Genomic DNA, 10400 nt, shown 5'->3' with positions numbered 1-10400 from the left:
CCTAATCCCCTTAATACATAGTAATAGTATTATTTTATACGATTATTCAATCATTTCCTATCTTGACAATCAATTATCTAGGAAAAAAGTAAAAATCCAAGGAGATCTCATTGGCTTTAGGCTGTCGAAAAACTTTCGATAGCCTTTTATTTCATTCATTTTCTATTACCAATTCACCGCATTAATTTATTATAAAAAAGTTAATATATAGGCTGTTCAACTGGTCTGTTGATTTAAAAATTCTACAACTCTGAATCAATTTCATAATTCCTTTTTTAAAGAAGCACAGACCTTCAGAATTTGGTTGCTTTTTTAATTTTTATTTCGGCTGTTTTCGTAAACTTTGTTGCTATTAAACAAAAAGAGAGAAGAGGTTGATTTCCCCTCCAGGATGCTCGCTTTCCGCGGGGCGGGCGGTGAGCCTCCTCGGCGCTCGGCGCTCTGCGCCTGTGGGGTCTCACCTGTCCCGCTGCTCCCGCAGGACATTGAATAGCTTCCTCGAATTCACCCACGCACGAAGAAAATGCGATAGCATTTTCGAGGAGTCTCGCACCTTCCGCTCCAATCAACTTTTTTATCAATAGTTATCCGTCACAAAACCTATTTATAAAAATAACAATCTTTTAGAAAAGAGCCTTTATTTCTAAGCAGCCTGATGTTGATTTAACATAGCATTAATACGATCCGTAGCTAATTTTGAGGCATTATAAACTAAGGTCACTAGGTCAAAATGAACTTTTGCACGTTTTCCAGTCCGATAACGAACATTGTTAAGTTGAAAGAATTGTTTGAGATAAGCATTTACACGCTCCACGGCGGTACGGCGCTTAAATATGGTTTTCCAAGCTTATGATCCTCGAGCGGGTGCTGTATATTTTCTAAGATCCGTGGTGTTTTTCACTTTATACACCTTTTGACAGAGACCATCATTTGCCAAAGGACAATCTTTACATTCCTTTGGTCGTGTGTATTTTAATGTTTCATATTGCGTGTCATAACTATCATAGCGATATGAATGTTCACGGACACATGTAGGTGCGAAATGTTTATCAAAACCAATCGGTTCAGGCTCATTGCGTTTATTATAAGCGGTGACAGCTTGATGCCCCATTTGGTGAATCTGGTTATAAATAGGTTCGTAATCATACCCCGCATCCATTGTTTCATAGCGGAGAGAAGGTAGTGATAGACGTTCATGAATGCCTTTTAAAAAAGGGATAGCTGCCTTACCGTCATTTAAGTTACCGGAAGAAAAAAGAGATTGCAAAATGTATTGGCTACTCGTTCCTACGGCTAGATGTGCCTTATAGCCATACCAAAAAACGTTTTTTCCTTCGCTGTTCTTCTTTACTCCCCATTGGGGATCTTGGGGAATCTGAGCGCGAAGTTCGTCTAAAGGAACCTCTAACTGATCTTCTATTTTCTTTTCAAATAGTGGCAGACTCGCGAATATTTTGAGGAATCAAATAAAGCTATTGAAAAGGATAGAATGAAATCTGGAAAAAATCCGTTAAGGGAAAGGGAGAAAGTGAAAGAGACTAAAGAAATTTGGGTTTGTACAACAGACCCTGAATGTGGGTTTATGTCCCGTGAAAATAAGCAGGAAATGTTCTGTTATCTTGACCACCGGACTATAGACATGAAGGTTAATATTATTACAGATGTCTTTGTTACTCCTAGCAATGTTTATGATACTGTTCCTTATCTGTAAAATAAAGTAAAATCCGTAACACGACATATATGGGAGGAGTACTAGGAAAAAGCCCCTGTTGATTGGAGCGGAAGGTGCGAAGACTCCTGCGGGAGTACGGGGCAGGGGAGACCCCACAGGCGCCAAAGCGCCGAGGAGGCTCCCCGGCACGCCCGCGGAAAGCGAAGCACCTGGAGCGGAATTCAACAGGCCCATTAGCATGGACAATCTTTTAATAAAGATCGGTATTTTAGATTTTGACAAAATGAAAAATTGCCGAGAAAAATAACTTTTCTCGACAATCTGAGCTAAGGAGATTTCCTTGGCTTTTTAAGGTGTTAATTAATGTGTAACATTCTTTAAAACGTGCTTCATGACAAATGCATATATAACAATTGTACCGCCCACAAAAGCAAAAGTCATCATAACACCTTCCTTCTCCGTTCTCGTTGAGAATGATTTTCATCGTTAGTTTAGATTTTAGCACAGGTGATAATGATTTTCAATAGCCCATTTTTATTTGTCACATTTATTTAACAATTTCGGAAGAAAACGATTACAACTTTGGAATACTCCTTCATACCGAGTATGATTTTTTAGCGCATGTTCCTCCATCGGAATTCGAATCGAAAGCATAATGATATTTAAAATGGTAAATGCAACCGCTGTAATATAAGCATTAAATAACAAAGGAATAACAAGCAGTTCTAAAGATACAACCAAATAATTTGGGTGCTTAATCCATCTGTAAGGACCTTTTTTGATTACATTCGTGTTCGGCAGGACAATAATTTTTGTGTTCCAATACCTCCCCAATGAAAACAATGCCCATATTCTTACTAACTGGGCAAGAATGAAAACAAAAAGTAACCAACGCCAGGCATTAGACATTTCGCGATTAAGGAGGATTTTTTCGCTGAAAAATACCAGAAAAAATAATAGGTGCATCCAAACCATATAGCGGTAATGCTCATGACCATACTCTATTGCTCCCTGCCCAAGCATCCATTTCTCATTTTTTCTGGCTATCCATAATTCAACAAGACGCTGAAGAATCAGAAGACACCAAAAGATAAGGAACGGGTAGAAATCCGCCACTTATTTCCACCTCAATAATAATAACTCTGAACTAAAACCTGGACCAAGTGCAGTACACAGACCATTCTCCCCTATTTTCGTATCCTGCTCCATAAACCTTTTTAGGACGTACAAAATAGTTGCGGATGACATATTTCCATAATTCTTCAAAATATCGAAGGAAATATGGGTCATGGACGGTAAAAGGTCCAAAGCAGAAACGTACGCATCTAATACTTTTTTTCCGCCGGGATGGGCAATAAAATAACCAAATTGACTTAGATTCATTCCGTATTGTTCAAGAAAGTCATTCACATTCGGCTTGAGCCAGCTTTCAATGATTTTTGGGATGTCACGAGAAAAAATAACAAATAATCCTCGGTTTTTTATATCCCAGCCCATTACATCCAATGAATCCGGCATCAAGGTTGATTGCGTTGCAATAATAGCAGGCGATGCCCTACGAGAACGAAACTCGTCAATTTTCACGTTATCTCCACAAATAAGGGCACAGGCTATCCCATCAGCAAAAAGAGTTGTTCCAATAAGATTGCTTTTTGAGAGATCGTTTTTCTGAAAGGTTAAACTGCAAAGTTCAACAGACAGGACAAGGACCTTTGCTTTTGGAAATGCCAAACAGTACTCAAATGCCCTGGAGATTCCAGCAGCCCCCCCGGCACAGCCAAGCCCCCAAATCGGGATTCTTTTTGTATGCTGTGAAAATGGCAGTTGATTCATAATTCTTGCTTCAATACTGGGAGTTGCAAGACCAGTGGTGGAAATAAAAAAAATGGCATCAATTTCTTGATAGGGAATAGGTTTTGTCAAAAACAATTGGCTAGATAAACATTCCTTGATGGCTTCCGCACCAAAATCCACTGCGTTTTCAATATAAGCATGATTCTTTTCTTCAAATGTATGTTCCTCATTAAACCAATTAAGGTCTTTAACAAAATTCCGTTTTTCAATTTGTCCGTTGGAAAAAGCCTTTAATAAGCGTTCAATATCTTTAAAAGAGTCGGAAAAAAGCTTCCGGGCAAATTCTTCTGCTTGATCCTGTTTTATCTCATATGGCGGGAGTGCTTCCGCAACTGAAATAATCGTCGGCATCTTCATTCTCCTCCAATTCAATGAGGTTATTTTTTCCAAATACCGATAGATTATTCTTTTATGTACATACTGAATTTTTTACAAAAAAAAAGCTCCCCTTATGCTAGGAAGCCAATCGTTTTGAAGGTTGTTGTTGTGCACTTAAATTATACCGCGAAAAGAGGATTCTGTTCATTATATAATCTTTTCCAATTGGGTAAGGTTCATGGTTTTTCAGGCTGTTTTTGTACATCAATTGTTATCTTATTATTTGCCAAAGATCCGCAAATTTTACAGTATTCCTGTTTGTTATACAAAAGACGGCATTGTTCACAATAATATTTTTCCACTAAGGAACACACTCACTTTTTGAGAATATAAGCACTATATTTCCATGTTATTTTCAAAATCTTATAGTGTGACAATGTTTTGATTCAGCACTTCATACATCTATCAGCTTCATTATTCAGTTAGCTGTATCACAGGGTACATGTGAGAATTCACAGTTTATTCACATTTACTCCCTCTTCGTTGTGACTTTCATCACTGTTGCATCAACTTTATAACCTTAACATGTTACTTAACTAAGGAATGAACAATTTGTGAATTGACAAATTTTATCTTTTTCTTTCTCAATTGTTTTGTATTATGAAAGTGAACTTATTAATTTCCAATTATCTGAAGGGAGTGTAAGGGATGGCAAAGGCGGAAGTGAAAACAAATCAAAAAACAGAAGTAGAGGACAGCTCTTCACTAAAAGGGACATTAGCATCCGTTTTCTTTTTAGGACTCTTCATCGTTGTCACATGGTTAATTGTCTATTATTTATTCGTAGAGAGATTTTAAGAAAGTTTTAAAGAAAGAGGGGGGAAAATCCTATGCATATGCATAAATTTGAAAAAATTTGGCTTATCTTCGGAGTGGCAACACTGATTGTCTTCTTGTCCACGATCGGTGTTAGTGCATTCTATCTCGGAAACAAGCCGCCTAGCTGCTTAACCACTATTAATCCAGAAAAGGTAGATCAAACAAAACCATTTAACAAGCCGGGACTTCATAAGGTTGAAGGAAAAGAATGGGACTATGAACTTGTTTATGTTGCATCCACTTTCTCTTACAACCCAACAGAAGTAAAAGTACCGCTTGGTGCAAAAGTAAGAGTGATCGCTACTACAAAAGATGTTGTCCATGGTTTTGAAGTTGCCGGAACGAATATTAATATGATGCTTGAGCCCGGATATGTCAGCGAATACACAACAACCTTTGACAAAGAAGGCGAATATTTAATTGTTTGTAATGAGTATTGCGGTGCCGGGCACCATTTAATGAGTTCGAAGATTGAGGTGGTAAAATAATGGCTAGCGTAACAGCAAAAATCAAAGTAGACCCTAGAGATGCAAAGCTTTCAATGGCTCATTTTTACGTGGCCTTTACAGCACTGGCACTGGGCGGACTTATGGGACTTCTGCAAACCCTTGTCCGTTCCGGAAAATTTGAATTGCCGGGTGGTATTGGATACTATCAACTTTTAACCGTTCACGGTATCATGATGGGACTTATATTAACAACCTTCTTTATCATGGGCTTTCAATATGCAGCAGTCAGCCGGACAGCTGGTACACACTCACCTGCAGCAAGACGCGCAGGGTGGATTGGTTTTTGGGTAATGACCATCGGTACCGCGATGGCTGCAACAATGGTTTTATTAAATAAAGCCTCTGTACTTTATACATTTTATGCACCACTGCAAGCACATTGGATCTTTTATCTTGGTATGACCTTTGTTGTGATCGGAAGCTGGATTGATGGTGCGGCGCAAATTATGACCTATGCAAAATGGCGGAAAAACAATCCTGGTAAACCAAGCCCGCTGTTGAGCTTTATGGCAGTCATTAATACAGTTATGTGGATTGTCGCTACACTGGGTGTTGCCGCTACTGTATTATTCCAATTATTACCTTGGTCTCTAGGATTAGTTGATACTGTAGATGTTCTCGTGAGCCGTACATTATTTTGGTATTTTGGCCACCCGCTTGTCTATTTCTGGCTGCTTCCTGCTTATATGTGCTGGTATGCAATTATTCCAAAAATTATTGGCGGAAAAATTTTTTCAGATTCTTTAGCGCGATTATCCTTTATTTTATTCCTGCTCTTCTCGATTCCTGTTGGTTTTCACCACCAGTTAACAGAGCCGGGCATTGATCCAGCATGGAAATTCATTCAAGTTATTTTAACGTTTATGGTTGTTATTCCTTCCTTAATGACTGCCTTTTCGTTATTTGCGACTTTTGAAAGGTATGGACGTTCGAAAGGCGCAACTGGCCTTTTCGGCTGGTTCAGGGTTCTTCCTTGGAATGATGCACGCTTTACCGTACCGTTTATTGGAATGGCTTCGTTTATCCCTGCCGGTGCAGGTGGTATTATTAACGCATCAAACCAAATGGACCAAGTTGTTCATAATACCATTTGGATAACAGGGCACTTCCATTTAACAGCGGCAACATCTGTAGTGTTAACTTTCTTTGGAATTTCTTATTGGCTAGTTCCGCACTTAACTGGCCGTAAATTAACAAAAGCGATGAACAAATTAGCGATTATTCAAGGATGGGTTTGGTTCATTGGAATGGTGTTCATGTCAGGTGCCATGCATATTGAAGGACTTCTTGGCGCTCCAAGACGTTCAGCGTTTTCAACTTATAATGGTGCCAAGCAGGCAGCAGAATGGATTCCATATCAAATCGCCCAAGCTGTTGGCGGTACCATTCTATTCCTTGGAATCATCCTAGTACTCATCATTTTTATTAATCTTGCGTTCTTTGCTCCTAAAGGAGAAGAAGAATTCCCTGTAGGTATAGCTGAAAATCTTGATGAAAAAGCTCCTATGGTATTTGAAAACTGGAAACTATGGCTTGGAATGCTTGCAGTTCTTATTCTATTTGCCTACACGATTCCATTTATCGATATCATTCAAAATGCACCACCGGGATCAAAAGGATATAAAACCTGGTAATTAGAAAAGCGTAAGCGCCTTATCAACCTCGACAGCTGCTTGCGCTAGACAATAACTTAAGGCTTCAATCTACATGATTGAAGCCTCTTCATTTTCTTTATAAAGAAAAACACCTAATAAGGTTGCTACAACTGGTTCTACCGTGGCAATAATGGATGCTTTGCTGCAATCGATTTTTCCCCGTCCTTTTGTATACAATAAATACGCTACCACAGTAGGAAATAATCCTAATCCCAAACCGTAAAAAATAACGTCTCTACTGAAAAGGAGGTTTCCTTTATTCCAAAGGCCCGTAAGCGGATAAAATAGGAAGGATTTTTTTCATATTAATTGATATGCCCCTCTGTATTTTCTATAGTTATAAATTGTTTTTCAAATTTTGCAGTCAGCATTTCCATTATGTGCCCCCTCTTTACAATGCTAAAATTTTATCATATTTTTCTGAAAAAAAGTTACCTTTGTGCTAGATTAACTGGCAAAAAAAAACAACAGAAATGAAATTCTGTTGTAAAATATATTTATAGGGAAAATAAGGATGTTTCATGGAAAATAAATATAACTCAAGTAAAATGCGTAAAGAGGGTGTGCTTAATGAGGGCGGAACCCCTGGGCACTATAAACTACTTTTTACCGATTGCAACTCTCCAAGTATCCGGACCTTCTTCAAGGTATTCCCAAGTAAATTGGTCCGTTCTCTCCATCATAAATTGATATTGAAGCGGTCTTGGATCATGATCATTGACAATTTGCATAAATTCTCCTGATTTTAACTCATCAAATCCGTTCAAAATCGTTGGATGCTTTTCACGTGGCGGGTAATCAGGAACATGGATAACTTTAGCAAAAGTTTGCATCATTTTCACTCCTATTAATTTGTTAACTTCTCTTTTATTATAAAAAAAGTTTCTATTGCACTTAGTGAGTGGTATCACACTTGTAACATGATTTTGTTAATACAGAATAAATTTTATATAGGGGGAAAACGAAATGAGAGAATTAGTTGGAGCCTGCAAGTGCTGTAATAAGGAAATCTACTGCTTAGATGGTTTTTTTAATGGAATGCATACGGACGATAAAGAGATTTTTTGTTTTGACTGCTATGAAACGGAAGTAAAAAAAGAAGAAGATCCGCAAGCCTAAGCTTTGCGGATCTTTTTCTTTTTTATTACTCTTCATCAAGTGATAAATCCTTAACTGGAAGGCTTTCTCCCTCTTTGTGTGTAGGTTTACGTAAATTGAATAGACACTTCACACAGAATACCATTAGAATGATACAACCAATCAAGAAGATAGTATCTGGCACTGCACGCCAAGTTAAGAGCGTTTTAACTAAATCATTTTGTAAGAAAGTTGCTGAACGACTAGCTGCATAACCATGATAGAATGCTTCTTTAATTTGCATGAAACCTACTGGAAGTAAGGAGAAGAAGACCATACCAGCTAAACCAACGTTTAACATTATACAACTAATTTTTAGCCACTTATCATTCCATACTTCAGGTTTTACAATGTTTCTTAATGAATAAAGAAGTAGTGCAATCGCAAACATTCCGTATACACCCATCATCGAAGCATGACCGTGTGTTGGTGTTAAGAACTGTCCGTGTTCGAAATAGCTGACAGCTGGAAGGTTGATTAAGAATCCAAGCACTCCTGCACCGATCAAGTTCCAAATGGCAACTGAGATTAAGAACCAGAAAGTACCTTTATAAGGGAAGTTCACTCCGCCATCACGCATCATTTTATACTGTTCGTATGCTTCAAGAATTAACAAGGTTAATGGAATAACTTCCAATGCTGAGAAAACAGCTCCAAGTCCAAGCCATACTTCTGCTGAACCATTGTAATAATAGTGGTGTCCGATTCCGATAACACCGCTGCCTAATAGCAAGATTAATTGGAAGTACAATTGTCTGACCGTTGATTTTTTCGTTACTAAGCCAACTTGAACTAATAAGAATCCAATAACAACTACTGCAAATACTTCAAAAATTGCCTCTACCCATAGATGGATAATCCACCAGCGCCAGTAATCAGCAAAGGTAAAGCTTGTATCAGGGTTGATAAATAATGCAAAGATATAGAATGCTGGTACCGCGATTGCTGAGTAGAACAGTAAGTGGATTAGACCGCCCTTGTCTGATTCTTTTTTAAGACCAGCTTTAATTCCTCGATAAACGATGAATAGCCAGATTAACATACCGACAATGAGAATAATCTGCCAAACACGGCCTAACTCAATATATTCCCAACCAGCATGACCTAATAAGAACCATTCGTTACCTAAGTAGCCATTTGCTCCAAGCCACTCTCCAACCATACTTCCGCCAACAAGAACAACCAATGCCCAAAATAGAATATCAACTAATAGTCCTTGTTTCTTAGGTTCAAAACCGCCAACAAGCGGTGCTACATAAATACCCATTCCTAACCAAGCCGTTGCGATCCAGAAAATCGCTAGCTGTAAGTGATAGCCTTTTGAAATATTGAATGGAAGAATGTCGTGAATCCATTTTATTCCGAAGAAGCTGTCAGGTTCAATATAATAGTGGGCAAGTAATGCACCAAACATACATTGGACAAAGAAAAGAATAGAAACAACAACGAAATACTTTCCGGTTTTAACCTGTGAACTCGTCACTGGTATTTTGCGTAAATCAATCTGTGGGAAATTACCTTCTTTATAAGCCTCTTTCATACTAAATTGATAACGGTAGAAAACGTAAAGGATAATACCAACCATTAAGACAAAAAGCGTAACACTTGCACCGCTCCACCAAACAGCCGAGAAGGATAAATGGTTGCCGGCATCTTCATAATATGGCCAGTTATTTGTATAAGTAATTTTATCTCCAGGACGAACTGTACTTGAAAGCCATGCAGTCCAGAAGAAGAAATCAGAAATCTGTGTAATTTGATCTCCTTTTGCAACATATGCACGGTCATTCTTCGGCATATCACTATCTTTAATCAGATGTGCTTTTAATCCCCAGCCATCACCGTTCGTGAAAATGTTTTTATAGTAAGCTCTAACCTTTTCAAGTCCATAAGCTTGTGCATCCGTTAATTTTAATGATTCTTTGCTGCTATCATAACGATTTTTACGCATTTCTTTGATAACGGCATTTTTAATTGCCGATTTTTCGTCGGTGCTTAAGTCAGCAAATTTTTTACCATATTGTTCATTTGCTTTAAAATCCTGCATTCCTTCTGTATAAATCTTTAAAGATTCAGCCGTATAGTCCGGGCCCATATAAGATCCGTGTCCTAATACTGTTCCGTAATCCATTAAACCATATTTTTGCCAAACTGCTTGACCACCCATGATCGTAGCCTTAGTAAAGAGAACATCACCTTTTTGATTGGTAACCTCTAATGGTCTTGGTGCCTGTTCCTTAAAAATCCAATAACCACCGCAAAGTAAAACGGTAAAACTTACTAAAATAACCGTAATTAAAACGGATTTCAGAAGCCCGTTTTTGTTTTTATTTACTTTTGTAGGTGTTCCCCTCTGTATTTCCACTCTCTTTCATC

8 protein-coding genes and 3 pseudogenes are annotated in these 10400 nt (G+C 38.1%); 5 read left to right on the top strand and 6 right to left on the bottom strand.

The features are described 5' to 3' along the window. Positions 1–643 precede the first annotated feature (643 nt). Positions 644–1447: pseudogene (locus J2Y67_RS02755) on the bottom strand (transposase); the annotation flags it as partial. Between J2Y67_RS02755 and J2Y67_RS02750 the strand changes: the two are divergent. Further along, positions 1439–1708, top strand: a pseudogene (locus J2Y67_RS02750) (IS5/IS1182 family transposase); the annotation flags it as partial. The pseudogenes J2Y67_RS02755 and J2Y67_RS02750 overlap by 9 nt on opposite strands. Before the next feature lie 498 nt (positions 1709–2206). On the opposite strand, the gene J2Y67_RS02745 reads toward J2Y67_RS02750, so the two are convergent. Both J2Y67_RS02745 and J2Y67_RS02740 read right to left on the bottom strand, forming a co-directional pair. After that, positions 2207–2788 (bottom strand): isoprenylcysteine carboxyl methyltransferase family protein, encoded by a 582-nt coding sequence (locus tag J2Y67_RS02745; RefSeq protein ID WP_310170317.1) that lies wholly within the window; start codon positions 2786–2788, stop codon positions 2207–2209. Then, complete coding sequence (locus tag J2Y67_RS02740) at positions 2789–3877, bottom strand: type III polyketide synthase (RefSeq protein WP_310170315.1); 1089 nt, start codon at positions 3875–3877, stop codon at positions 2789–2791. 675 nt (positions 3878–4552) lie between these two features. Between J2Y67_RS02740 and J2Y67_RS02735 the strand changes: the two genes are divergently transcribed. From J2Y67_RS02735 to J2Y67_RS02725, 3 genes are read left to right on the top strand one after another with little or no spacing between them, the layout of a single operon-like run. Continuing rightward, on the top strand, positions 4553–4702 hold the full coding sequence (locus J2Y67_RS02735) for a cytochrome c oxidase subunit 2A (RefSeq protein WP_310170313.1): 150 nt from the start codon (positions 4553–4555) through the stop codon (positions 4700–4702). Between the two features lie 32 nt (positions 4703–4734). After that, the gene (locus tag J2Y67_RS02730; RefSeq protein ID WP_310170311.1) at positions 4735–5211 is read left to right on the top strand and encodes a cytochrome c oxidase subunit II; all 477 of its coding nucleotides are present in this window, start codon (positions 4735–4737) and stop codon (positions 5209–5211) included. Continuing rightward, the gene (locus tag J2Y67_RS02725) at positions 5211–6866 is read left to right on the top strand and encodes a b(o/a)3-type cytochrome-c oxidase subunit 1 (RefSeq protein ID WP_310170309.1); all 1656 of its coding nucleotides are present in this window, start codon (positions 5211–5213) and stop codon (positions 6864–6866) included. Before J2Y67_RS02730 ends, J2Y67_RS02725 begins: the two co-directional genes overlap by 1 nt. 69 nt (positions 6867–6935) lie before the next feature. On the opposite strand, the pseudogene J2Y67_RS02720 reads toward J2Y67_RS02725, so the two are convergent. Both J2Y67_RS02720 and J2Y67_RS02715 read right to left on the bottom strand, forming a co-directional pair. Next, positions 6936–7154 (bottom strand): annotated as a pseudogene (locus J2Y67_RS02720) (EamA family transporter); the annotation flags it as partial. 332 nt (positions 7155–7486) lie between these two features. Next, positions 7487–7720, bottom strand: a complete 234-nt coding sequence (locus J2Y67_RS02715) for a DUF2249 domain-containing protein (RefSeq protein WP_026573222.1) — start codon at positions 7718–7720, stop codon at positions 7487–7489. Between the two features lie 133 nt (positions 7721–7853). On the opposite strand from J2Y67_RS02715, the gene J2Y67_RS02710 reads away from it, so the two are divergent. Continuing rightward, positions 7854–8006 (top strand): hypothetical protein, encoded by a 153-nt coding sequence (locus J2Y67_RS02710; protein WP_310170305.1) that lies wholly within the window; start codon positions 7854–7856, stop codon positions 8004–8006. Positions 8007–8031: 25 nt separating this feature from the next. On the opposite strand, the gene J2Y67_RS02705 is transcribed toward J2Y67_RS02710, so the two are convergent. Then, positions 8032–10389: a nitric-oxide reductase large subunit gene (locus J2Y67_RS02705; protein WP_310170302.1), complete on the bottom strand. Its 2358-nt coding sequence runs from the start codon at positions 10387–10389 to the stop codon at positions 8032–8034. Between the last annotated feature and the right edge of the window lie 11 nt (positions 10390–10400).

This window comes from Neobacillus niacini (genome assembly GCF_031456445.1).
Taxonomy (GTDB): Bacteria; Bacillota; Bacilli; order Bacillales; family Cytobacillaceae; genus Neobacillus; species Neobacillus niacini_I.
Note: the sequence above shows the minus strand (reverse complement) of the source record. Positions and strands in the feature narration are given on the sequence as shown.